Here is a 22,330-nt window from a genome sequence, read left to right on the forward strand (position 1 = left end):
GCCCGGTCAAGCCCGGCGACGCCACCTTACGCGGTCCGTAAAAACACGAACTCGGTGTCGTCGTAAACACGCCGCTCCAACTCCGAAAAACCTTCCCCCGCCTTGAAGCCGGCGGCCTTCGCCTCCTCAACCACAAGCAGAGCATCTGGTGTCAGCCAGCCGCCGTCGCGCAAGGAGGCAAGTGCCTTCTCCGCAAGCCCCTTGCCATAGGGCGGGTCGAGAAACACCAGCGAGAACGGCTCAACGGGATGTGCGGGCCCGAGGTTCGTGGCATCGCGGCGGTAGACCTTCGTGACGCCGCCGAGGCCAAGTGCCTCGACATTGTCGCGCATCAGGGCGCGCGCCTCCGCACCGTTGTCGATGAACAGCGCGAACTTCGCCCCGCGCGAGACTGCCTCGATGCCGAGCGCGCCGGTGCCGGCAAACAGGTCCAGCACGCGCGCCTCGGAGACCGGATCATCGTATGCGTGGGCCAGGATATTGAAGAGCGACTCGCGCAACCGATCCGCCGTGGGACGAATCTCGCGCGAGGAAGGCGAAGCGAGATTGCGGCCCTTCAGCCTGCCGCCGACGACGCGCATTAGTGACCCTCGTCATGCCCGGCGATGGCAGTCTGCCTTGCGCAGACTGCGTGAACCCGCCTGCACTGCCGGGCATCCATGTCTTCAAGATATCGCCGCAGAACAGGCGTGGATGGCCGGGGCAAGCCCGACCATGACGGCGCGTTGGAAGGAGTGCTTCCAAAAACCATAGCTTATTCGTCCCGCGGCTTGAGGTCGCGCTTGCCGTGATAGCCGCGCTTGGGGCGGCGCGGCGGACCGTAGCCATTGGCTTCTTCCTCATTGCGCGCCCGTGCCTCCGCGCTCCCGGTACGACGCACCAGCACGCGGCGTCCCTTGCTGTCGGCAATCAGCGCGCTCTTGCCGGCCGGCTTGAACGGCTTCTTGCCGCGCGGCGCTTCGCCATCTTCATTTGGTATCGGCGCCTCTCCATGGCGCGGGAGATCAAAATCCGCACCCGCCAGCCTTGCAACCTTTTCACCGAGTTGCTCGCGCAGCACCCGCGTTTTGACCTCTTCAACAGCGCCTTCCGCCAATTCTGCAAGCTGGAAGGGGCCGTAGGAGATGCGGATCAGCCGGTTCACCTCAAGCCCGAGATGCGCCATGACGTTGCGCACTTCGCGGTTCTTGCCTTCGCGGATCGCAAACACCAGCCAGACATTGGCGCCCTGATCGCGCTCAAGCGTCGCCTCGATCGGTCCGTATTTGACACCGTCGACCTCCACGCCGCCTTTGAGGGCATCGAGCTGGGCCTGCGTCACCTCGCCATGGGCGCGGACGCGGTAGCGCCGCAGCCAGCCCGTATCGGGCAGTTCGAGCGCACGGGCCAGACCACCGTCATTGGTGAGCAGCAAAAGCCCTTCCGTGTTGAAGTCGAGCCGACCGACGCTGATAAGCCGCGGCAGGCCTTCCGGCAGGTTATCGAACACCGTCGGCCTGCCTTCGGGGTCGGCGTGCGTCGTCATCAGCCCGCGGGGCTTGTGATAGAGGAAAAGCCGAGTGCGCTCGCGCGGCGGCAACTGTGTGCCGTCGACGGTGACCACGTCGCTTGCGGTGACGTCGAGGGCCGGCGAGTTGATGACGCGGCCATTCACGGCAACACGGCCCTGTGTCACCATCTCCTCGGCATCGCGGCGCGAGGCCAGACCGGCACGGGCCAGTACCTTGGCGATTCGTTCGCCGGATTTTTTCGGCTTCGGCTCCTCGCGCGGCGCGCGCTTGTCAAAATCGGGCTTACGGTCGCGGTATGCGCCGCGGCCGCCAAACGCCGGACGTTTGGCAAAGACCTTGCTGTCGTCCTCATTATCCCGGCGCGGGCGGTCGTCGCTGCGGCGAAACGACCGGCTCTCGCCGCGCGGATGCTCCTGCCAATCCAGGCGTCCCTCGGCGCGCGTGCGGCGCGGACGGTCGGAGCGATCGTCACCTTCGTGCTTGTCCCAGCGCGGCCGGCTGAATTTCGGCCGCGCACCCTGCTCGCGATCGTCTCGCGATCTCGCCTCGCGCTTTTGCCACGGCTTCATTTCGCTGCGGTCGCGGCCCTCGATATCGCGCGGGCGCCTTTCGCCGCGGGGCGCAAAATCCCGGCGCGGCTTGCGATCCTCGTCGCCTCGCGTGAACTTCCGTTCGTCGAAGGCGCGTTCGGCGCGATCGCGACGCGGTGGGCGATCGCTGCGGTCAAAGTCATTGCGTTCGCCCCGCGGCCTGAACGGCCGCTTGGCCCGATCTTCGCTACCGCGCCCCTCGCGATCAAACCGCGGCCGATCCGAAAACTCTCGGCGCGGACTGTCGCCATCGTCGCGGCGCGCGGGCCGATCCTTTCGCGCAAATTCCGCCCGCTCACCGCGCGGCCTGAACGAACGGTTGCCACGGTCATCGCCACCACGGCCGTCACGTTCGAAACGCGGACGATCCGAAAAACCGCGTCGCGGACGATCGCTATCCTCCTGCCGCAGAGGTGAACGATCGCCACGGCTGGCGAACGAGCGTTTGCCGCGATCCTCCCGATTGCTAAAGTCGCGCTTGCCGGACTTCTTCTCGCCACGGCCTCCCTCGGAGAAGCGGCCCTTGCCACCCGGCTTGCGGTCGCGCCGGCCGCGGGAATCGTTGTTTTTATCGCTATCGCGAGGCATGAAGTGGGCTCATTCTGGGGTTAAAAAGCAATCGAATTCATGCGCGCTCAGAAAGACCAAGGCGCATTTCTCACGCAAAACCGGTATCGACTTTTGCTGAAGGCGCATCTCTTAGCAGGTTTATTTCGATGATACGAGGCATGTCTGCACCCTCCTTCATGGATTTGGCGCTGAAAACCGCTGAAAATGCCGGGAAAGAGGGCGAGGTCCCCATCGGGTGCGTCGTGGTCCGCGGCTGCGAGATCATCGCAACAGCCAGCAACCGGACCCTCACTGACCGGGACCCCACCGCACACGCCGAAATTCTTGCCATCCGGCAAGCCGCCGAACTCGTCGGCACCGAGCGGCTCGTCGATTGCGACCTCTACGTCACGCTCGAGCCCTGCACAATGTGCGCGGGGGCGATTTCGTTTGCCCGGATTCGCAGGCTTTATTTCGGCGCGACTGATCCGAAGGGCGGCGCGGTCGAATCCGGCGTGCGTTTCTTTGCGCAGCCTACCTGTCATCACGCACCGGAAATCTATTCCGCGGTCGGCGAACAGAAAGCAGCTAATCTCCTGCGGGATTTTTTCAAGGCGCGCAGGTGATCGGCGGTCCTCCACTCCTCACTCCGGAATGGTCGCTAAGGACCATAGATCCGGCATCTCGATATTCTTTGATGTGCGAGCACGAGCTCGTGCTTCGCGCGTCCGGAACGACAGCAAAGCTGTCACCTGGCCAGGAAAAACTCCTGCAGCAAATTAGCGGTCACATCCGGATTTTCCTCGGTGAGGAAATGCCCGGAATCGACCGGCGAGCCCGTGATGTCAGTCGCCCACGTCTTCCAGGTGTCGAGCGGGGTCGCTGCGGCGCGCGCAATGCCGGCATCGCCCCATAGTGCCAGCATCGGGATGGTGATCTTTTTTCCTGCTTCGCGATCGGCCTTGTCGATCTCGTAATCCGCATAGGCGCCGGCCCGATAATCCTCGCACATCGCATGCACCCGCGAGGGATCGCGGAACGCCGCCAGATAGTGTTCGAGCGCACGCGGATCGATGGCGTCGAGCGTCTTCGATTTGGTTTGGCTTGCCATCTTGAACCGCAGGAAGAAATCCGGGTTGCCGCCGATCAGCGTTTCCGGCAGCGGATAGGCCTGCGCCAGAAACGTCCAGTGATAGATCTTCAGCGCATAGGGACGGTTGATCCGCTCCCAGTAATCATAAGTCGGCAGGATATCGAGCACCGCGAGCCGCGACAGCCGCCCGGGATGGTCGAGCGCCAGCCGATAGGCGACGCGCCCGCCACGGTCATGACCGGCCAGCGCGAAGTGCACGTGGCCGAGTTGCTCCATCGCCTCGATCATGATTTGCGCCATTGCGCGTTTGGTATAGGGCGTATGATCCTTGTCGCTCTCCGGCATATCCGACCAGCCGTAGCCGGGCAGGTCGGCAATGATCAGCGTAAAACGGTCGGCCAGTTGCGGCGCGACGCGGTGCCACATCACGTGCGTTTCGGAAAAGCCGTGAAGCAGCAATAGCGGCGGCCCCTTGCCGCCGACTCGGGCAAAGATGCGGCCGGATTTCGTGTTGATCCATTCGGAGCCGAAGCCGGGAAACAGGTCGGCCAGATCTGGCATCGTCGATCACTCCACGTTGGACAGGCTCGAAAGCTATTTCCGGGCTTCTTCCTGTTCGACCGCCTGCCAGCCGATATCGCGCCGGCAAAAACCGTCCGCCCATCTGATCCGGTCGATCGCGGCGTAGGCGCGCCTGCGCGCCTCTACCACGGTGCTAGCCGAGGCGCAGATGTTGAGCACGCGGCCGCCATTGGCGAGAATGACGCCGTCCTTGTTCATTGTACCGGCCTGGAAGATTTGGACGCCCTCGATTTGCGCCGCCTGTTCCAGCCCCTCGATGCGTGTTCCCTTGGCGTAGTCGCCCGGATATCCCTTCGCGGCCATCACCACCGTCAAGGCGAATTGAGGGTACCAGCGCAGATCGAAATGCTTCAGTCCGCCATCGCAGGCGGCCAGCATCGCGGGAACGAGGTCCGACATCATTCGCAACATCAGGACCTGGCATTCGGGGTCGCCGAAGCGCACGTTGTATTCAAACAGCTTGGGCCCGTCCGCGGTCAGCATCACGCCGGCATAGAGCACTCCCCGAAACGGCGTGCCGCGCGCCTTCATGCCGGCCACCGTAGGCCCGATGATTCTTGCCATGATCTGATCGTGAATGGCGGGCGTAACAAATGGCGTCGGCGAATAGGCCCCCATGCCGCCGGTATTCGGGCCCTGATCGCGGTCGAACACGCGCTTGTGGTCCTGCGCGGAAGCAAGCGGGATCGCGGTCTCGCCGTCGCAGAGCGCGAAGAAACTGATCTCGCGGCCTTCGAGATATTCTTCGATCACGACCTCGGCACCCGCCGTGCCAAAGGCGCCATCGAACATCATGGCGATCGCGGCTTCCGCCTCGGCAAGCGTCCTCGCCACCACCACGCCCTTGCCGGCCGCAAGCCCGTCCGCCTTGACAACGATCGGCGCACCTTGCCCGCGTAGATAAGCGAGCGCGTCACCCGCATTGTTGAAACGGCTATAGGCGCCGGTCGGAATGTTGAATTCGGTGCAGAGATCCTTGGTGAACCCTTTGGACCCCTCGAGGCGCGCCGCCTGCTTGCTGGGCCCGAACGCCTTGATGCCGGCGCCCGAAAGATCGTCGACGATGCCGGCCGCAAGCGGCGTTTCCGGCCCGACCACGACCAGGTCGACCTGGTTGCGCCGGCAAAACGCAATGACCGCCGCATGGTCGGCGACATCGAGCGCGATGCACTCGGCTTCGCGCGCGATGCCGGCGTTGCCGGGGGCGCACCAGAGTTTGGTCAGCAGTGGTGAGGCCGCGATCTTCCACGCAAGAGCGTGTTCCCGGCCGCCGGAACCGAGCAGAAGGATTTTCATGAGAACGCCAATGAGCACCCGCGCAATGTTTCTGTCGGTGGCATAAAACTCCCGTCCGCCGCAAGGGGCCATCCCGTGCAAATCGGCCTTTTCCCCCCAGCGGCCCGGCGAATATATGTTACTCGGAGCATCCGGGCGCATAAGACCGGGTTGGCGGTCCGGGACGAAACTCCTTAGATTTGGCCGAATGCGAAACCCCGAATCGATTGTTCGATATGGCTGCAACGGACGCCCTGATCAACGCACCTGAATTCACGGTGACAGAACTGTCATCCGCGTTGCGGCGGACGGTGGAGGACGCCTACGGCCATGTCCGGCTCCGCGGCGAGATCACCGGCTTCCGCGGCGCCCACGCCTCCGGCCACTGCTATTTCGCGTTGAAGGACGACGGCGCCAAGATCGAGGCCGTGATCTGGAAAGGCACCCATTACCGGATGCGCTTCAAGCCGCAGGAGGGGCTTGAGGTCATCGCCACCGGCAAGCTCACGACCTATCCGGGCTCCTCGAAATACCAGATCGTCATCGAAGCGCTCGAGCCTGCGGGCATCGGCGCACTGATGGCGCTGATGGAGGAGCGCAAGAAGAAGCTTGCCGCCGAAGGCCTTTTCAGCGAAGCGCGCAAGCAGCTCTTGCCGTGGCTGCCTGAAGTGATCGGCGTGGTCACCTCGCCGACCGGCGCTGTGATCCGCGACATCCTGCATCGGCTGGAAGACCGCTTTCCTCGAAGGGTGCTGGTGTGGCCGGTGCGCGTGCAGGGCGAAGGTTCGGCTGAACAGGTCGCGAATGCGATCCGCGGCTTCAATGCATTGCCCGAAGGCGGCCGGATTCCGCGGCCCGATCTCCTGATCGTGGCGCGCGGCGGCGGATCGCTGGAAGATCTCTGGTCGTTCAACGAGGAGATCGTCGTCCGCGCTGCTGCCGACAGCATGATCCCGCTGATTTCCGCCGTTGGTCACGAAACCGACGTCACGCTGATCGATTTTGCCGCTGACAAGCGCGCGCCTACACCGACCGCGGCGGCGGAAATGGCCGTTCCAGTACGAAGCGAGCTGTTGCTCGAAGTGGCCTCGCTGGCGCGGCGCTCGATGCTGTGCTGGCAGCGCGGCGCGGAAATGCGCCGCAACGAATTGCGGGCCGCGGCGCGCGCTTTGCCTGGCTTGAGCGAACTCCTCGCCATTCCGCGGCAACGGCTGGACAGCGCCGCTGCCGCCCTGCCCCGCGGACTGAAGGCCAACACACATGCGCACTTCCGCCATTTTGCAAGCCTTGGTGCGCGGCTGACCATGCGCGTGCTGCGGGCACAACTGGCGCACGCGCGACAGCGTCTGACCGGATCCGGCGAGCGGCTGACGCATTCGACAGGAAGCCTGCTGCGGAACCGCAACGATCGCTTCAGCGGGCTCGCGATCCGGCTGAAGGCTTCGAAGCTGTCCAATGCGCAGGCGCAACGCCAGGCGACCGCCGCAAATCGCGAACGCGTGCTGCGATTGACGGAACGTGCACGCCGCGCGCTGGCAACCTCGACGCAGCGGCTGGCGGCGCGGGTAGCCCACAGCGGACAGCTCTTGAACGCGCTCTCCTATCGCGGCGTACTGGCGCGGGGCTTCGCGCTGGTCCGCGACGAGACAGGCTATCCGCTGCATGCCGCGGCCGAGGTTGGATCGGGCACGCGCATGAGCATCGAATTCGCCGACGGACGTGTCGCAGTCACCTCGGACGAAGGCCGCACGGCGCCGACATCGTCATCGCCGAAGCCAGCGCAGCGCGAGGCGAGGCCCGCAACGCCCAGGCGCGTCGCGAAGCCGGTCGATCAGGGGAGCCTGTTCTAGTCGCGTTTCGAAAAAAAGCATGCCCTCGGGCTTTATCGCGCCAGCCACTCGGCGACGCGCCTTTGCGAATCGGCGCGCGCTTCGGCATCGGTTCCGACGTGACCCTTTTCGGGGTCGCCCCCGTCCGTGTTTTCAAGCGGCAGGTTGGGGCGATCGAAATCGTGGTAAGCGCGGGGATAGACCACGATCCGCGTCAGCGCGCTGCGGCCGTGGGCGCCCTCGACCATCTGGCGGCAGGCCGGCGGCGAGCTGACGTCGTCGTTGGCGCCGATCAGAACCAGCGTCGGAACGCGCGCACTCCAGCCGAGTCGCGACGACAAGCGGCAATCGGGATAGAAGGCGACGGCCGAACGGAAGTCCGGCTCGGCGTGGTGCAGCCACAATTGCGGGCGAACGGCCCACAACAGCGCGTTGGCGCCGTTGGCCCAGCCCAACAGGCTGATGCGATTATGCGCGACCCAGCTTTGCTGCATCAGCCATTGCCGTGCCGCGAGGATATCGGCCACCCGCTCGCGGCGGGCGGTAATCCTGCGTATCTTGACGTGACACTGCGGACCGAGTTCGCGCGAACCGTAGCTGTCGGGAAACAAGACAGCCTTGCCTTCCTCAAGCAATTGCTCGGCCCAGTCGCGGTAGCGCACCAGGACCGGCTCTGAACGTCCACCCAGCCCGCCGCATCCATGCAGCGCGATCACGGCCGGAAACGGACCCACCCCGATCGGCTTGAACAGCTGCGCGTGCAGCACCGTCGCCCCGGCAGGAATTTCGATCGGCTGCGGCACAGGCAGCTGCGCCGCGCGCGCGGACCACGTCCCGGCGATAAAAGCGGCGGCAATGACAATCGATGGCAAACGCATGATTTCCGGATCGAGACGGGGTTTGGCGATCCATTCGGACGTTTCGCGTCCCATTTCAGGAATGCTCTGAAAAGCTAACATGCACCAGACATCAGATTCATCACAAATCGGTGGGTTTGACCTGCGGACATGCCAACCTATCTATGCTAGTAAATTGATGGTCGCTTGACCGGCGACGGAAGACCTTCGGAGAGCTTTTCAGGTGCTCAACAAATCCGGCCCGCCGGGTCACGGCGAAGCTCAGCTGCAATATCTGGACGGCGATTTTCGCGTGATCTCGCCGGGGACCTACGTGCGTTGTGCCGTGACGGACGTGCGGATTCCGCTGGACGAACTCAAATATTGGAGCGTCGATTTGCAGGAGGCTTATGCGCAGCCCACGGCGGTGCTCCAGCGGCACTTTCCGGCCGCGCTGAAAACCTAAAGCGGTCAGCTTTTTCGAAATTGCCGATCCCGCGCGCGAAACAGCCGGTCGGACACGAACTTGCGCACCGCCTCGGCGCCGTCGAATTCGAGCTTCACCGGAAACGGCACAATGCCTTGGGCCCATGGCGGCAATTTCCCGCCGACCCCAAGCCGCGCCAGATCCTTTTCAGTGGTCACCAGCGCCCAGCCATTGCGCCTCGCCTCCAAAACCAGCGGCTCGATCTCGCTTTGCGTGAAGGGATGGTGATCGGCAAAGACGCGCTCCCTTATGACCTCAACGCCGTAACCGCGCAGCGTCCGGAAGAAGCGACCGGGATCGCCGATCCCGGCAAATGCCAGGGCGCGTTGGCCGCGCAACCGGGAGGCAGTGGCATCGTCGGCTTTCAGGTGCGCCGTCAATACGGGTTTGTCCTGGGCTGACACCCGGGCGGCAATGGCGGCGGCCGCGTTGCCTTCCCCGATCAGGATCAACGCGTCCGTGCGGTCGATCTGCGGCGGCAACGGGGCCCGCAACGGGCCTGCCGGGAAAACCTTCACATTGCCGAGCCCGCGATTGGCATCAATGACGATCAGCGCGACATCCTTGGCAATCGCCGGATTCTGAAAACCGTCGTCCATCACGATCACGGTCGCAGCCTTCGACCTGGCGAGGGCGAGACCCTCGATGCGCTCACGCGCGACCGCGACCGGAACGGTCCGCGCCATCATCGACGGCTCGTCGCCGACATCACTTGCCTGATGACGTTCGGGATCGACCATGACGGGCCCCCGCAGCCGCCCACCATAGCCGCGACTAAGCACGACCGGCGTCTCGCCGAGATCGCGCAGCAGGCTGACCAGGGCCAGGACGGTCGGCGTCTTGCCGGCGCCGCCCAGGTGATAGTTGCCGACGCAGAACACGGGAATGCCGGCGTCAAAGCCCTTGCGCTGCAAACGGCGGCTGGCGACCGCGCCATAGGCGGCCGCGAGCGGCGACAGCAGCAGCGACATCAAGGATGGTGGCCGGTACCAAAAGGCCGGCTCACGCATCCGCCGCCCCCATTTCGAGGCGCAGTTGCAGGAGATAAGGCTCCAGCGCCGCAAGCGTCCGGTCCAGCGCTCCGCCGAGTTGAGAGACCACCCGCTCGGCTGCGGCGATGGCGGAATCGCGCGCCTTGGGATCGGCCAGCAACTGTCCAAGTTGCTTCACCAGCGCCTCGCGGGTCTCAACGACCCTGGCGCCGCCGGCACGATCGAGGGCCTCGTACACGTCGGCAAAGTTGAAGACGTGAGGCCCATGAACCAGCGCCGCGCCGAGCTTGACGGCTTCGATCGGATTCTGGCCGCCATGCTTGACCAGTGAGCCGCCGATGAAAACGACCGGCGAGAGCCGGTAGAACAGTCCCAGTTCACCCATCGTGTCGGCGACGTAGATGTCGGTCGCTGCGGTCGGCAACTCCTCATGCGACCGTATGCTCGCGTGCAGCCCGGAAGCCTCGATGATCTGGGCAATCGCTTCGCCCCGGCCCGGATGTCGCGGAACGAGCACCATCAACAGGGATGGAAAAAAGCCCGCCAGCGTTCGATGCGCTTCGAGCAGGACTTCCTCTTCTCCCGGGTGGGTCGACGCCGCCACGATGATCGGGCGGCCGCGCGTTACCGCCATCAACCGCTCGAGCTTGCTGAAATCGGCGGGAGGCGCCGGAACATCGAGCTTGAGATTGCCGGTGACAACGACGTTGCGGCTGCCTAGCGAGCTAAAACGCTCCGCATCGACGCGAGATTGCGCCAGGCAGACGTCGAACCGGCCGAGCAGCGCCGAGATTGTACCGCTGACGCGCCGCCAGCGCGGAAATGAGCGATGCGACATCCGGCCGTTGATCAGGACCATCGGCAAGCGCCTCGCCGCGCTCGACAGGATGAGATTGGGCCACAGATCGGATTCGATGAACAGCGCCAGGCTCGGCCGCCAATGGTCGAGGAAGCGCGCCACATAGCGCGGCGAATCGTAAGGAACGTATTGATGGATAATGTCGGGCGGAAAACGTTTGGCGACGATAGCCGCCGAAGTGACGGTGCCCGAAGTCACCAGAATGCGGATATTGAGCGCACGCAGCCTCTCGATCAGGCTGGCTGCCGCCAGGACTTCGCCGACGCTCGCCCCATGAATCCATACCAGCGGCCCGTGCGGCCTTGCGTCCGCGCTCATGCCGCGCCGCTCGCCAACCCGCTCCGGGTCCTCCTTGCCTTGCATGAGCCGCCGCTTGATCAGCGCGGGCGCGAGCGGCACCGCGGCCGAAGATAGCCGCCGGTAGACGCGCAGCGTCATCGGCAAGGCGTTAGCCATGCGGCGCCCCTTTGGGACGTCCCACTCGCGCATAGGCACGGCTCATGGCGTCGTCGAGGGTCGCCTCCAGCCGCGCACGCAGTTCTTCCATCTTCTCGGCGTCGGCATCGGGTGGAACCATAATGATATCGCCTCCCACCAACGCTCCACGTCCGAACGGCAGATTGATCGTAGTCCGGTCCCAGTTATTCAAGCGTCGATAGCGGCTGGTCACCATCGCAAACGGCATAATCGGTCGTCCGGATTCGCGCGCCAGCATGATGATGCCAAGCCCGGCTACCCGCGAACGCTTTGGCACATCGGCAGTCAGCGCAACATTATACCCCTGTTCGAGCGCGCGTACCATCTCCTTGAACGCGCCGACACCACCCTTGCGGTGAAACGCCGAGCCGTGATCGCCGGACCCCCTGATGGTGCCGATCCCGAGCCGTTCGGCGGTGATGGCGTTGTATTCCCCGTCGCGATGTCGCGAGATCAAGACCTTGACCCGATGACTATCCTTGGTCTTGACGAATGGGGTCATGAAATGCTGACCGTGCCAGAACGCGAAGATCGCCGGCATCTGCGGCTCGACGATCTCATAGACGTCAGGCGGATCGAAACTGAAACGATTGGTGCGCCAGACCAGTCGCAGGTATCCGGCCGCGAGCGAACCCACAGCGCGCTGAAACCAGTTGCTGCGCAAGAGATCGCGAACCAGCTTTTTCAACGGCCGGTCTTCGTATCTTGCTCGGGATCGAGCAGGCGGTGAAGGTGAACGATGAAAAATCTCATATGGGCATTGTCGACGGTCTGCTGTGCCCTCGCCTTCCAGGCCGTATAGGCACTCGCATAATTCGGGTACAGACCGACGATCTCCACCTTCGAAAGGTCCTTGAAGGTATTTTGCCCAAGGTCGGTCAACTCGCCGCCAAGCACCAGATGCAGCAGTTGTTGTGGGGCACTATCCGACATGATTTCCTGATCCTAAAGCCGTGCCCGGCTCGCAGTGTTTCCAAACGTGTCGGGGCATCCCTCACGGCAACGGGTGGCGTCGAAACTGCTCGACGATGCTGGCATGACGATCGCGCCCCGCCGCCACAAGTATCCCGTGCGTCACCTCGCGGCGATTATACTGGATGATGTCCCCCGACAGCGCAGTCATGCTACCATTCGCTTCCTGCACGATCAAATTTGCGGCCGCAAGGTCCCAATCGTGGCTTTGTCCGCCGGCAAAAGCGGCATCGAGCTTGCCGTCCGCCACGCGACACAGGCGCAGCGCCAGCGATCCGATCCGCGGATGCAACGAAATTTCCCCACCCGAGCGATTAAGCCGCTCGACCAGCGGCTTTGGCCCGGCGATGCGGGAAAAATCAAGTCCAAGGCCGGGCGTCGCATGGACTGTGGCGCTGTTGAGCCGTGATCCGCTTCCGCGCTCGGCAAAGAAGAATTCATCGCTCGCCGGCGCGAATACGGCGGCAATCACCGGCTGCCCATTTTCGACCAGCGCCACGCTGACGCACCAGTCCTCCCGGCCGGCAAGATAGGCGCGCGTGCCGTCGATCGGATCGACAATCCAGACCAGATGTTTGCCAACACGCGACTGGTCGTCAGCGTTTTCCTCGGAAAGCCAGCCATAGTCCGGCGTCGCCGACCGCAAGCGGCGCGCAATCAGCTCGTTGACCGCAATGTCCGCCTCCGACACCGGAGACGAGCTTCCCTTGATCCAGTTTTTCAGTTCAGTCCGGAACAGGGACAACGCCAGCAAGCCGGCCTCCCGCACCGTGTCGGTCAGAAGCGCGGCGTCGCGTGCCAGATTTTCCGGGTAGGCTTGGGTCGGAGCATCATCGTCCGCCAAGGGTCAACCCCTCGATCCGCAGCGTCGGCGCGTTGACGCCGTAGCGAAACACCAGATCGTTCGCGGGCACCAGCGACTTGAACATCTCAAGCAGGTGACCGGCGATCGTTACCTCGCTCACGGGATAGGTGATCCTGCCGTTCTCGATCCAGAAGCCGGATGCGCCGCGGCTGTAATCACCAGTCACGCCATTGACGCCTGAGCCGATCAGATCGGTGACATAAAAACCCTGACGAATGTCAGAGATGAGTTCCTCCGGCGTCACCTCACCGGCCTCCAGGTGCAGATTGTACGATCCCGGCGACGGCGACGACGAGACGCCGCGATGGGCGTGGCCGGTCGTCGTGAGCTTGAGTTCGCGCGCGGTCGCGCAGTCCAGTATCCATGAGGTCAGAACACCCTGATCGATGATCGCGAGCTTCTTGACGCGGACGCCCTCGGCATCGAACGGCTGCGAGCGCAAGCCGCGACGGCGCAGCGGATCGTCGACGATGCGGATGTTGCGGGCGAAGAGCTGCTCGCCGAGGCGATCCTTCAGGAAGCTCGTCTTGCGCGCGATCGAGGCGCCATTGATCGCCCCCACCAGATGGCCGACGAGCGACCCTGACACGCGCGGATCGTACACCACCGGTACCTTGCAGGTTTCGACCTTGCGCGGATTGGCGCGTGCGACCGTGCGTTCGCCGGCCATGCGGCCAACGCTTTCCGGTGTGGCGAGGTCTTCCGCATGCGGGGCGGAGGTGAAATCGTAGTCGCGTTCCATCGCGGTGCCTTCGCCGGAAATGGCCGTCACCGAGATCCCCTGGCTCGAGCGCAAATATGCGCCGTGAAAGCCCGTGCTGGTCACCAGCACCATGCCGCCGATGCCGGTCGATGCCGATGCGCCGCCGGATTTGGTGACGCCCTTGACCGCAAGCGCCGCCGCCTCCGCCTCACAGGCTCGGCGTTCGAGTTCGGCAGTTGTCGGAACATCGGGGTCGAGCAAATCGAGATCGGGGAACTCGGTTGTAAGCAGCGAGGGATCGGCGAGGCCGACATACTCGTCATCCGGCGCGACGCGCGCCATCGCGACCGCCCGCTCGGCGAGGCGGGCCACGCCGTCGCCTCCGACATCGTTGGTCGAGACCACGGCCTGGCGTTTGCCGACCAGCACGCGCAGACCGACATCGTCGCCCTCCGAGCGCTCGGACTCCTCGACTCGCCCGTCGCGTACTTCGACGCCTTGCGAGATACCGCGCACAGCAACGGCATCAGCCGCGTCGGCGCCGGCCTTCCTTGCGGCCTCGACAAGGCGTTGCGCCAATGTCGTCAGCGCGGATTGATCGAAAAGCTTGGAGGCGGCCTCGGCCGAAAGCGCAGATGCGCCCGATGGTGAAGATATCACGAACAAAAATCCCGCAGATTTACGGAAGGGGCGGACGGCATTCGAAGCAGATCACAGACCGCATGAAATGTGCCTGATTCATTTGGATTTCAAGCAGTTTCCGGCCGCCGAAACATAGGAATTTCGACAGCATGGCAAGGTCCCGTCAATCATGTGGGCCAAGGTGTTGTCAATCATGCTGATCGAAGCAGGACCGGTGACGGCGGATTAACCAGCCTTTTTAAGCGAATCCGGACGCCGCTCTGGCATGCTCTCACCCAACGACCGGGAAGTAATCCCGGCGGGGAGACAAAGCCGTGAGGCGTCAAACAGCAATAAGCGGGATCAACCCCGCAGGGTCGAGCCGCGCATTGCGGCTCGACCCTCTCTCTTTGCCCGTGAGCTTCGATGCGCAGGACGTCCGTGCCGACAACGGCGTGCGCCGGGTCGAGCTTCACCGCGAGCGTGTCGTGCTGCGGCGTGCCGTCCAGGGCATGCGAATGGCCATCAACCTTCGCGTCAGCGATTTCCGCGGCATTGCGCTGCGCGGCATCGACGATGCCCAGACGCTGGTGCTGCTGCACCGCGACCCATCGCTGACCATTCCGCTTTGCGTCAGCTCCGATCCCGACGAGATCGCATCCGCCTGGCAGACCTGGAGCGACATTTTCGCCTTGCCGCAGCTCTTTGAGGAAGCGCCAAACGAGCCTTCGCCGCGGCGGCGGCGGCGCAGCGCGATCGGCGCGCGGCGTCCGAAATTCCTGGTGCGGCGACGCGGCGGCGGAGCGATCGATACCGCCTCTGTCCATCGCGGCGAACGCGAGATCATCGCGCGCAACTGACCGTCGCCGCGCGTGCGGATCTAGCCAGCTCTCATGAGAGCATCCACCAACAGTCCCGCAAACAACAACAGGCCCGCATCGCGGTTGGATTTGAAGATACGCAGGCAGAGCGCGGGGTCATTGATATCGATCCGCCCGATCTGCCATGCCAGATGGACGGCGAACGCTGCAAGGCCGAACCATCCGGCGGGCCCGGTGCCGGAAAGTCGCAAGGCCACACCGATCAGGATCACGGCCAGACCGTAGAAAACGACCAGCGCCTGATGCGTGCGAGCGGCGAACAGGCGCGCGGTCGATTTGACGCCGATCAGCGCGTCGTCCTCGGTGTCCTGATGCGCGTAGATAGTGTCATAGCCGATCACCCAGGCGATCGATCCGGCGTAAAGAACCAGCGCCGGCAGCCCGATGCCCCCAAGCAGGACGGCAAATCCCATCAAGGCGCCCCACGAGAAGGCAAATCCTAGCACGACCTGAGGCCACCAGGTGATGCGCTTCATGAAGGGGTACACCGCCACGATGGTGAGCGAGGCGATTCCGGTTACGACCGCGAAGCCATTGAACTGGAGCAATACTGCGAGCCCGACCAGCGCTTGGGCCACGAGAAACGCGAACGCCTGCCGCACGCTGACCTGCCCGGCCGGAATCGGACGCGAGCGCGTGCGTTCGACCCTGGCGTCGAGATCGCGATCGGTGATGTCGTTCCAGGTGCAGCCAGCGCCACGCATGGCAAAGGCGCCGACAAAGAACAAGCCAATGACGATCGGCAATCGGCTGACGTCGCGCGCCAGCGCCGACGCGATCGCGGCCGACCACCAGCACGGCAACAACAACAGCCAGGAACCGATCGGACGATCGAGGCGGGCGAGCCGCAGATAGGGCCGGGACCACAACGGCGCACGCGTATCGACCCAATTGCCGGTCGCGTCCGCAACGCGCGCGGCAGTTCCAATCATACCGCCCCGGCGCCTGCGGCAAGTATTCTGTTCAGGGCCGCGGCACGCGTCATCGCGCCAGCACGTTGCCGCTCAAGGTGTCGAACGTCGTGCCGCCGCTCTTCTTCGCGACGGTAGCTTCCGGAAGTGCCGTCGCAGAACCCAGCACGTCGCTCAGGCTCGGACCGGCCGGCCGCTGATTCTTCATATTGGCCGCCGCCGTACATATCTTGGTCTGCATCTCCTCGGTGCGCTTGTGCCCGGTCTTGAGCTGCTGGTCGATCTGCGGCGGGATCTGGCACCGCACCGCGTTGGCCTCGACAAATTTCATCATCTTGACCTCGGCCTGCACGAAGCTGTTCATCAGTTTGCATGCCTCATCGGGACCGGCGTGTCTGTCGCCAGCCGCCTTGAGAAGCTTACCGCGCCTCTCCGCTTCCGCGCGCATCGGCATGAATTCCTTCATGCAGTTGTCGACCGCACCCGATTGGGTCGGAGGTGCCGCAAAGGGCGAGGCCCCTCCAGCTGCCGGAAAAGAAGCGGGCGCGGGCGCGTTGCCGAACGAGGAGGAAGGCAGTGGCGCATTGCCGAGAGAGCGCGGGGCGGATGCATTGCTGTAAGAAGTCGCCGGCGCGCCGTTCACCGGCGGGAAAGCCGGATCATTGACCGTCCCCACTTTTCGTCCGGCCCCGTTCACAGGCGGAAAGGCTGGATCGTTGACGGTCCCCACCTGGCCCGGCAGCGGCGCCGGGAACGCGCCCTGTGCCGAGGCCTGTCCGGCATGAAATGTCACAACGGCCACGATGGCGAGTGGCGCGATCAACTGGCGGATCATCAATGCTGTTCCTTCAGGCCGCAAACACTTTCCCGACAGGAGAGCGACTCCGTTATCGGCATTTTACGATTGCGACCAGTGGTTAACAACCCGTTGAATTGGGCAGGAGCGCGGCGCAACCCCGTCCCGTACCGGCAATAATCGCTCAATTCCTCATCCTTTTGGGCTAAAAAGCTCGCGAAAGGACCCGACCAGTAATGCCCTCGCATGATTTCCGCAAACCCCGCCTGTTCGTGGATGCGCCCCTCGAAAGCGGCGTGACGGTCGCATTGGCGAGGGATCAGAGCAACTACCTCGGCAACGTGCTGAGGCTTTCGACCGGCGACGCCATTCTCGTGTTCAACGGCCGCGACGGGGAATGGCAGGCCTCGATCACCGGGCGCAAGCGGCCTGACGGTCTGCATATCGAACGGCGGACCCGGCCACAAGATCGCCTGCCGGAACTCGCCTACGTGTTCGCACCGCTCAAGCACGCGCGCCTCGACTACATCGTGCAAAAGGCAGTCGAGATGGGCGTCTCGTCGCTACAGCCAGTGCTGACGCGCTTCACCCAGGTCTCCAGGGTCAACACCGAAAGGATGCGGGCGAACGTCATCGAGGCCGCCGAGCAATGCGGCATTCTCGGCATCGCCGAGGTCGCCGAACCAGTTGCCTTTGACCGGTTCCTGGACCGTCGGCAGGAGGAGCGGCTTCTTGTCTTTTGCGACGAAGCGGCCGATGTCGCCAACCCATGGCATGCGCTGGCGCGCGAAAGACCGCCCGGAGGCATCGACGTCCTGATCGGGCCGGAAGGCGGGTTTGCCGAGGAGGAGCGCGAGGCCTTGCTCCGACAGCCGAATGCATTGCGGCTATCGCTCGGGCCCCGGATCTTGCGGGCCGATACCGCGGGGGTAGCGGCGCTGGCGCTGGTCCAGGCCGCCTTGGGCGACTGGACCGGGGATGCAGCACGTTGAGCACCTGGTCGAAACGCCACTTTGGTCGTTAAGACACTTGACCGATCGTGGTCGAAACCTTCATTGCGCCATGCTAAAGGCTGCCAGCGCCTTGGGCCGGAGACCGGCTCCCGATCAGGTCAAAAATCGACCGGTAAAAAACCGACAAGAACTCAATAATTTGGGCGAATTTTCGGGTACCGAATGCGCCTTTGAGAGATTTGGATCGCAAGATGATCGCAGCCGCCGCTTCCCATGCGACCGGGTCCGCCGTATGGGCGGACGCCCTTTTGCGGTCATTTGCGGAAGCCGGCTATGCCTTGGCCGAACCTCCGGTCTTGCAGCCCGCCGAGCCCTTTCTCGACCTTTCCGGCGAAGATATCCGCAAGAGCATGTACCTCACCACCGACGCCAGCGGCGAAGAACTGTGCCTGCGCCCCGATTTGACCATCCCGGTGGCGCGCGCGTATCTCTGCTCCAACCGTGCCGGGCAGCCGACAGGATATAGCTACCTCGGCCCCGTGTTCCGCTATCGCGAGGGCTGCGCAAGCGAGTTCTTGCAAGCCGGCGTCGAATCGTTCGGGCGGCTCGATCGCCCGGCAGCGGATGCCGAAATGCTGGCGCTGGCTTTGCAGGCAACGCAGGCATTCGGCCTGAGCGACGTCGAGATCCGCGCCGGCGATGTCGCCCTCTTCACGACCCTCATCGATGCGCTCGGTCTTTATCCGGTATGGCGCCGTCGGCTGATCAAGGATTTCAACCGCAAAGTCAGCCTTGAGCAAGATATCGGGCGGCTCGCGGTCGCAACCGCCGCAACCCCCAACGAATATGAGGGCGTGCTGGCCGCGCTTGCCGGCTCCGATCGCAAGGCGGCGCTGGCGCTGGTGACCGACCTGATGTCGATCGCCGGCACCAGCAATGTCGGCGGCCGCACCGTTGCGGAGATCGCCGACCGCTTCCTCGAGCAGTCGACCCTGAAGGCCGGCGCGCTGCCGCGCGATGCGCTCGCCATCATCAAGCGCTTCCTGGCCATCGCCGGCGATCCCCGCGCAGCCATCGCGCAGTTGCGCGCGCTGGCCAATGATTGCCGGCTCGATATCGGCTCGGCGATCGACACACTCGAGAGCAGGGTCGGCTTCATGGCCGACCGGGGCATCGACATCGCCAATGTGCGCTTCTCGACCGCATTCGGGCGCGGACTTGATTATTACACCGGCTTCGAATTCGAAATTCACGCCAAGAGCAGCGGCCTGGAGCCGCTTGTCGCCGGCGGCAGATATGACGGGCTTTTGCAGCGGCTCGGTTCGGGCGCGGCCATTCCCGCGGTTGGATTTTCGGTGTGGGTCGAGGCGTTCGCCAGGATTGGCAATCCCGCCCCTTCGGGGAGGTCGTCATGACCACGCCTTTTGTTCTCGCTGTTCCCTCGAAGGGCAGGCTGCAGGAAAACGCCGAAGCTTTCTTCACGCGTGCCGGGCTCACCTTGGCCAAGCCCCGCGGCGCCCGCGAATATCGCGGCACCATTACAGGCCTCGACAGCGTCGAGATTGCCTATCTGTCGGCGAGCGAGATTGCCTCGCAACTGGCGCGCGGCGCGGTGCACCTCGGCATTACCGGCGAGGACCTGGTACGCGAGAGCATTGTCGATGCCGACAGGCGTGTGCTTCTGATCGACAGCCTCGGCTTCGGCAGCGCCAACGTCGTGGTCGCCGTCCCGCAGGCCTGGATCGACGTGCGGACGATGTCCGATCTCGACGACGTCACGTCCGGATTCCGCGAACAGCACAACCGTCGGATGCGGGTCGCGACCAAATACATCAACCTCACCCGCGCGTTCTTCGCCTCCCACGGCATCGTCGACTACCGCATCGTCGAAAGCGCCGGGGCGACCGAAGGTGCGCCTGCGGCCGGCACGGCCGAAATGATCGTCGATATCACCACGACCGGCGCGACGCTCGCCGCCAACGGCCTGAAGGTGCTCGATGACGGCGTGATCCTGAAGAGCCAGGCCAATCTCGTCGCCTCGCGCGAGGCCAACTGGTCGGGCGCGGCGCGGGAAGCTGCCCGCGTCATCCTCGACCACATCGCCGCGCGTGCGCGGGCGAGCCAATACCGCGAGGTCCGCACCCGCTTCACCGCCTGCGATGCAGCCTTGCTGACCGAAGCCCAGGAGCGCTTCGGCGTCGTATTGCCGTTCGGCGGCCCGACATCATCCGGAATGGTGATCCTGCATTGCCCGCCGGCGCAGCTCTATGCGCTTGGCAGCTTCCTGCGCAACCACGGGGCCGACACGGTTTCGGTGGCTTCCCTTGATTACGTGCTGGATCGCGAAAATCCGCTGTTCGCCCGGCTCGAGTCATTCCTCGGACAATAGACCGCAGGCCTTGCCGTGGCGACATTGCCGCGCGATCACCATATGCTGCGCCGGGGCGTGTTTTCGGGCAAGTTGGGTACTCTCTGATGCTGAGATTGGAAACTGATCGATGATGCTGGGCACCGACGTATCGAGCCTGTCAACGACCGCGGCAACCGCCGCGGCGCAGGGCCTGTCGATCGTCGTACCAGTATACAACGAGGCGGCCGGCCTCGCCTCGCTGCATCAGCGGCTTTGCGACCTCGCCAAGAGCCTCGATCATCGATACCGGTTGCGCTGCGAAGTCGTCTATGTCGACGACGGCAGTTCCGATGCGACGCTCGTCCTCGCGCGCGGGCTGAAGGCCGATGGTATCGACGTTCAGGTCGTCTCGCTGTCACGCAACTTCGGCAAGGAGGCCGCGCTGATGGCCGGCCTCGATCATGCGCGGAAGGGCGCGGTCCTGTTCATGGATGGCGACGGCCAGCACCCGCCAGACCTCGTGGAAAAGCTGGTGGGGCACTGGATCGATGACGGCTACGACGTCGTCTATACGGCGAAGGCACATCGCGACAACGAATCTCTGCTGCGGCGACTGTCGGTCCGCGGCTTCTACGCCCTGATCAATTGGGGCGCCCGGCAAAAAATCCCGGAAGACGCCGGCGATTTTCGCCTGCTGTCGCCGCGTGCCGCCGCGGCGCTGCGCCAATTGCCGGAGCGTAACCGCTTTTTCAAGGGACTGGCGAGTTGGATCGGCTTTCGCCAGATTCGCGTCGACTATGAGCCGGCGGCGCGCGAGCACGGCATGACAACATTCAGCGCGGGACGGCTGGTCGGACTTTCGATCGAAGGGCTGACCTCGTTCTCGGTCGCTCCCCTGCGCGTGGCGAGCCTGCTCGGCGTGCTGCTTGCCTCGTTTGCCTTCCTGTTCGGTCTGTCGATCCTGTGGGAAACGCTGATCGACGGGAAATCGGTGCCGGGCTATCCGTCGTTGATCGTCGGCCTGATGACGATCGGCGGCGTCCAGCTGATCATGATCGGCATTGTCGGGGAATATATCGGCAAGATCCTTTCCGAACTGAAGGCGCGCCCGATCTATTTCGTCGCCGAACATTGCGAGAAGCGTGCCGATGCGCGCACGGACAGCGGCGCCGAGCAAAGGACAGCGGCAGAATGAGCCGGCGCATCTACTTGTGCGCCGACGACTACGGCATCAGCCCTGGCGTCAATCGCGCGATTCGCGATCTGATCGAGAAGGGCCGGCTTAACGCCACATCCGTGATGGTGGTGGGACCGGCGATCGGCCGGGACGAGGTGAACGCGCTGGTTGCTTCAACAAGATACAATCCAGGCTGTGCGGTCGGCCTGCATGTGACGCTGACCGCACCGTTTCGTCCCCTGACCATGCATTTCAGGCCGATCGAGAGCGGCTTGTTTCTGCCTCATCCCACCTTGTTTCGCTGGGGCATGACCGGAAGGCTGGACTTCGAGCTTGTCCAGACCGAGGTGACGGTGCAGATCGAAACCTTCATCGACCTGTTTGGCCGTGCGCCCGACTATGTCGACGGCCATCAGCACGCGCATCTCTTTCCCGGCGTGCGGCGGGCTTTCCTGGCGGCGGTGAAGTCAGCGACGCCGGACGCATGGATCAGGCAGTGCGGCCGCAACCGGCGCTGGACGGAGCGCCTCGACTCGCCAAAGGCGCTCGTACTCGACGCGCTCAGCGCTCAATTCCGCAGACACGCCGCGCGCACCGGACTGACTTTCAACCCGGCTTTTGCCGGCGCCTACGATTTTTCGAAAGACTCGGAGTTCGGCAGCCTGTTGCGGCAATTCCTGCGAGGGATGCCCGCAGACGGCGTGGTGATGTGCCATCCGGGCCTGGTCGACGATGTACTGATCGGCCTCGATCCATTCACCTTCCAGCGCGAACGTGAATACGAATTTCTTGGCAGCGAACATTTCCTGCCGCTGTTGGCCACCAACGACGTCACGCTCGTTTGAAAAACCGAACGCCGGCCCGCGGCTGCCAATATATCACGCCGCCAGCGAATTTCCGGCTCCGATCAAGGATTTGCGGCTAGAGCGATCAAGATACGGCCGGCCCGTCGGCCTACATAAATTTAATTTCGGCCCCACTACCTGCGACACGAACCCCGCTTACATCTGAGGCCACGCTT

At 64.0% G+C, this 22,330-nt stretch carries 22 protein-coding genes; 9 read left to right on the top strand and 13 right to left on the bottom strand.

What is annotated here, in order from left to right; all coding sequences use genetic code 11:
• Nucleotides 1-26: 26 nt before the first annotated feature.
• Nucleotides 27-581, bottom strand: a complete 555-nt coding sequence (rsmD, locus tag NEZ08_RS03110; RefSeq protein ID WP_298103252.1) for a 16S rRNA (guanine(966)-N(2))-methyltransferase RsmD — start codon at nt 579-581, stop codon at nt 27-29.
• 173 nt (nt 582-754) lie between these two features.
• On the bottom strand, nt 755-2,689 hold the full coding sequence (locus NEZ08_RS03115; RefSeq protein WP_298103255.1) for a pseudouridine synthase: 1,935 nt from the start codon (nt 2,687-2,689) through the stop codon (nt 755-757).
• Nucleotides 2,690-2,829: 140 nt separating this feature from the next.
• Here NEZ08_RS03115 and NEZ08_RS03120 point away from each other — a divergent pair, with 140 nt between their 5' ends.
• The gene (locus NEZ08_RS03120; RefSeq protein ID WP_298103257.1) at nt 2,830-3,276 is read left to right on the top strand and encodes a nucleoside deaminase; all 447 of its coding nucleotides are present in this window, start codon (nt 2,830-2,832) and stop codon (nt 3,274-3,276) included.
• Between the two features lie 122 nt (nt 3,277-3,398).
• Here NEZ08_RS03120 and NEZ08_RS03125 read toward each other — a convergent pair whose 3' ends face one another.
• Together NEZ08_RS03125 and purD are read right to left on the bottom strand one after the other, a co-directional pair.
• Nucleotides 3,399-4,304, bottom strand: a complete 906-nt coding sequence (locus tag NEZ08_RS03125; RefSeq protein ID WP_298103260.1) for an alpha/beta hydrolase — start codon at nt 4,302-4,304, stop codon at nt 3,399-3,401.
• A gap of 33 nt (nt 4,305-4,337) precedes the next feature.
• Complete coding sequence (purD, locus tag NEZ08_RS03130) at nt 4,338-5,621, bottom strand: phosphoribosylamine--glycine ligase (RefSeq protein WP_298103262.1); 1,284 nt, start codon at nt 5,619-5,621, stop codon at nt 4,338-4,340.
• Between the two features lie 215 nt (nt 5,622-5,836).
• Here purD and xseA point away from each other — a divergent pair, with 215 nt between their 5' ends.
• Entirely contained in the window at nt 5,837-7,450 is a 1,614-nt protein-coding gene (gene xseA / locus NEZ08_RS03135; RefSeq protein WP_298103265.1) for an exodeoxyribonuclease VII large subunit, read from the top strand.
• Between the two features lie 32 nt (nt 7,451-7,482).
• Here the strand turns inward: xseA and NEZ08_RS03140 are convergent, their stop codons facing one another.
• Nucleotides 7,483-8,307: a dienelactone hydrolase family protein gene (locus NEZ08_RS03140; protein ID WP_298103484.1), complete on the bottom strand. Its 825-nt coding sequence runs from the start codon at nt 8,305-8,307 to the stop codon at nt 7,483-7,485.
• 202 nt (nt 8,308-8,509) lie between these two features.
• On the opposite strand from NEZ08_RS03140, the gene NEZ08_RS03145 reads away from it, so the two are divergent.
• Nucleotides 8,510-8,731 (top strand): DUF2093 domain-containing protein, encoded by a 222-nt coding sequence (locus tag NEZ08_RS03145; RefSeq protein WP_298103269.1) that lies wholly within the window; start codon nt 8,510-8,512, stop codon nt 8,729-8,731.
• A 5-nt stretch (nt 8,732-8,736) separates the two neighbouring features.
• Here NEZ08_RS03145 and lpxK read toward each other — a convergent pair whose 3' ends face one another.
• The 6 genes from lpxK to NEZ08_RS03175 form a co-directional block, all read right to left on the bottom strand.
• Nucleotides 8,737-9,762 carry a tetraacyldisaccharide 4'-kinase gene (gene lpxK / locus NEZ08_RS03150; protein WP_298103272.1) on the bottom strand — a complete coding sequence of 342 codons (1,026 nt, stop codon included), beginning with the start codon at nt 9,760-9,762 and terminating at the stop codon, nt 8,737-8,739.
• Nucleotides 9,755-11,059, bottom strand: a complete 1,305-nt coding sequence (locus NEZ08_RS03155; protein ID WP_298103275.1) for a 3-deoxy-D-manno-octulosonic acid transferase — start codon at nt 11,057-11,059, stop codon at nt 9,755-9,757. The genes lpxK and NEZ08_RS03155 overlap by 8 nt, the downstream gene beginning before the upstream one ends.
• A complete protein-coding gene (locus NEZ08_RS03160) occupies nt 11,052-11,768 on the bottom strand; it encodes a lysophospholipid acyltransferase family protein (protein ID WP_298103277.1) in 717 nt (238 codons plus the stop codon). The genes NEZ08_RS03155 and NEZ08_RS03160 overlap by 8 nt, the downstream gene beginning before the upstream one ends.
• Nucleotides 11,765-12,013, bottom strand: coding sequence for a DUF4170 domain-containing protein (locus NEZ08_RS03165; RefSeq protein ID WP_298103279.1), 249 nt, complete (start codon nt 12,011-12,013; stop codon nt 11,765-11,767). The genes NEZ08_RS03160 and NEZ08_RS03165 overlap by 4 nt, the downstream gene beginning before the upstream one ends.
• Before the next feature lie 61 nt (nt 12,014-12,074).
• Nucleotides 12,075-12,896, bottom strand: a complete 822-nt coding sequence (locus NEZ08_RS03170; protein WP_298103282.1) for a 3'(2'),5'-bisphosphate nucleotidase CysQ — start codon at nt 12,894-12,896, stop codon at nt 12,075-12,077.
• Nucleotides 12,883-14,277, bottom strand: coding sequence for a metallopeptidase TldD-related protein (locus NEZ08_RS03175; protein ID WP_298103487.1), 1,395 nt, complete (start codon nt 14,275-14,277; stop codon nt 12,883-12,885). Before NEZ08_RS03175 ends, NEZ08_RS03170 begins: the two co-directional genes overlap by 14 nt.
• 299 nt (nt 14,278-14,576) lie before the next feature.
• Between NEZ08_RS03175 and NEZ08_RS03180 the strand changes: the two genes are divergently transcribed.
• A complete protein-coding gene (locus NEZ08_RS03180) occupies nt 14,577-15,101 on the top strand; it encodes a DUF6101 family protein (protein WP_298103284.1) in 525 nt (174 codons plus the stop codon).
• Between the two features lie 20 nt (nt 15,102-15,121).
• Here NEZ08_RS03180 and ubiA read toward each other — a convergent pair whose 3' ends face one another.
• Nucleotides 15,122-16,054 (bottom strand): 4-hydroxybenzoate octaprenyltransferase, encoded by a 933-nt coding sequence (gene ubiA, locus NEZ08_RS03185; RefSeq protein ID WP_298103287.1) that lies wholly within the window; start codon nt 16,052-16,054, stop codon nt 15,122-15,124.
• A 49-nt stretch (nt 16,055-16,103) separates the two neighbouring features.
• Entirely contained in the window at nt 16,104-16,868 is a 765-nt protein-coding gene (locus NEZ08_RS03190) for a hypothetical protein (protein ID WP_298103290.1), read from the bottom strand.
• 197 nt (nt 16,869-17,065) lie between these two features.
• On the opposite strand from NEZ08_RS03190, the gene NEZ08_RS03195 reads away from it, so the two are divergent.
• The 5 genes from NEZ08_RS03195 to NEZ08_RS03215 all read left to right on the top strand — a co-directional run bounded on the left by NEZ08_RS03195 (nt 17,066) and on the right by NEZ08_RS03215 (nt 22,154).
• Nucleotides 17,066-17,821, top strand: a complete 756-nt coding sequence (locus NEZ08_RS03195) for a 16S rRNA (uracil(1498)-N(3))-methyltransferase (RefSeq protein ID WP_298103293.1) — start codon at nt 17,066-17,068, stop codon at nt 17,819-17,821.
• Between the two features lie 212 nt (nt 17,822-18,033).
• Nucleotides 18,034-19,197: an ATP phosphoribosyltransferase regulatory subunit gene (locus NEZ08_RS03200; protein WP_298103296.1), complete on the top strand. Its 1,164-nt coding sequence runs from the start codon at nt 18,034-18,036 to the stop codon at nt 19,195-19,197.
• The gene (gene hisG, locus NEZ08_RS03205; protein ID WP_298103299.1) at nt 19,194-20,171 is read left to right on the top strand and encodes an ATP phosphoribosyltransferase; all 978 of its coding nucleotides are present in this window, start codon (nt 19,194-19,196) and stop codon (nt 20,169-20,171) included. The genes NEZ08_RS03200 and hisG overlap by 4 nt, the downstream gene beginning before the upstream one ends.
• 109 nt (nt 20,172-20,280) lie before the next feature.
• Entirely contained in the window at nt 20,281-21,327 is a 1,047-nt protein-coding gene (locus NEZ08_RS03210) for a glycosyltransferase family 2 protein (RefSeq protein ID WP_298103302.1), read from the top strand.
• Nucleotides 21,324-22,154: a ChbG/HpnK family deacetylase gene (locus NEZ08_RS03215; protein ID WP_298103305.1), complete on the top strand. Its 831-nt coding sequence runs from the start codon at nt 21,324-21,326 to the stop codon at nt 22,152-22,154. Before NEZ08_RS03210 ends, NEZ08_RS03215 begins: the two co-directional genes overlap by 4 nt.
• Nucleotides 22,155-22,330: the final 176 nt, after the last annotated feature.

This window comes from Bradyrhizobium sp. (assembly GCF_027451485.1).
Classification (GTDB): domain Bacteria; phylum Pseudomonadota; class Alphaproteobacteria; order Rhizobiales; family Xanthobacteraceae; genus Bradyrhizobium.

Excerpts from the sequence above, each read along its gene's own strand:
- rsmD (WP_298103252.1), bottom strand. The coding sequence starts at position 581 with ATGCGCGTCGTCGGCGGCAGGCTGAAGGGCCGCAATCTCGCTTCGCCT.
- NEZ08_RS03115 (WP_298103255.1), bottom strand. The coding sequence starts at position 2,689 with ATGCCTCGCGATAGCGATAAAAACAACGATTCCCGCGGCCGGCGCGAC.
- NEZ08_RS03120 (WP_298103257.1), top strand. The coding sequence starts at position 2,830 with ATGTCTGCACCCTCCTTCATGGATTTGGCGCTGAAAACCGCTGAAAAT.
- NEZ08_RS03125 (WP_298103260.1), bottom strand. The coding sequence starts at position 4,304 with ATGCCAGATCTGGCCGACCTGTTTCCCGGCTTCGGCTCCGAATGGATC.
- purD (WP_298103262.1), bottom strand. The coding sequence starts at position 5,621 with ATGAAAATCCTTCTGCTCGGTTCCGGCGGCCGGGAACACGCTCTTGCG.
- xseA (WP_298103265.1), top strand. The coding sequence starts at position 5,837 with ATGGCTGCAACGGACGCCCTGATCAACGCACCTGAATTCACGGTGACA.
- NEZ08_RS03140 (WP_298103484.1), bottom strand. The coding sequence starts at position 8,307 with ATGCGTTTGCCATCGATTGTCATTGCCGCCGCTTTTATCGCCGGGACG.
- lpxK (WP_298103272.1), bottom strand. The coding sequence starts at position 9,762 with ATGCGTGAGCCGGCCTTTTGGTACCGGCCACCATCCTTGATGTCGCTG.
- NEZ08_RS03155 (WP_298103275.1), bottom strand. The coding sequence starts at position 11,059 with ATGGCTAACGCCTTGCCGATGACGCTGCGCGTCTACCGGCGGCTATCT.
- NEZ08_RS03165 (WP_298103279.1), bottom strand. The coding sequence starts at position 12,013 with ATGTCGGATAGTGCCCCACAACAACTGCTGCATCTGGTGCTTGGCGGC.
- ubiA (WP_298103287.1), bottom strand. The coding sequence starts at position 16,054 with ATGATTGGAACTGCCGCGCGCGTTGCGGACGCGACCGGCAATTGGGTC.
- NEZ08_RS03190 (WP_298103290.1), bottom strand. The coding sequence starts at position 16,868 with ATGATCCGCCAGTTGATCGCGCCACTCGCCATCGTGGCCGTTGTGACA.
- NEZ08_RS03195 (WP_298103293.1), top strand. The coding sequence starts at position 17,066 with ATGCCCTCGCATGATTTCCGCAAACCCCGCCTGTTCGTGGATGCGCCC.
- NEZ08_RS03200 (WP_298103296.1), top strand. The coding sequence starts at position 18,034 with ATGATCGCAGCCGCCGCTTCCCATGCGACCGGGTCCGCCGTATGGGCG.
- hisG (WP_298103299.1), top strand. The coding sequence starts at position 19,194 with ATGACCACGCCTTTTGTTCTCGCTGTTCCCTCGAAGGGCAGGCTGCAG.
- NEZ08_RS03210 (WP_298103302.1), top strand. The coding sequence starts at position 20,281 with ATGATGCTGGGCACCGACGTATCGAGCCTGTCAACGACCGCGGCAACC.
- NEZ08_RS03215 (WP_298103305.1), top strand. The coding sequence starts at position 21,324 with ATGAGCCGGCGCATCTACTTGTGCGCCGACGACTACGGCATCAGCCCT.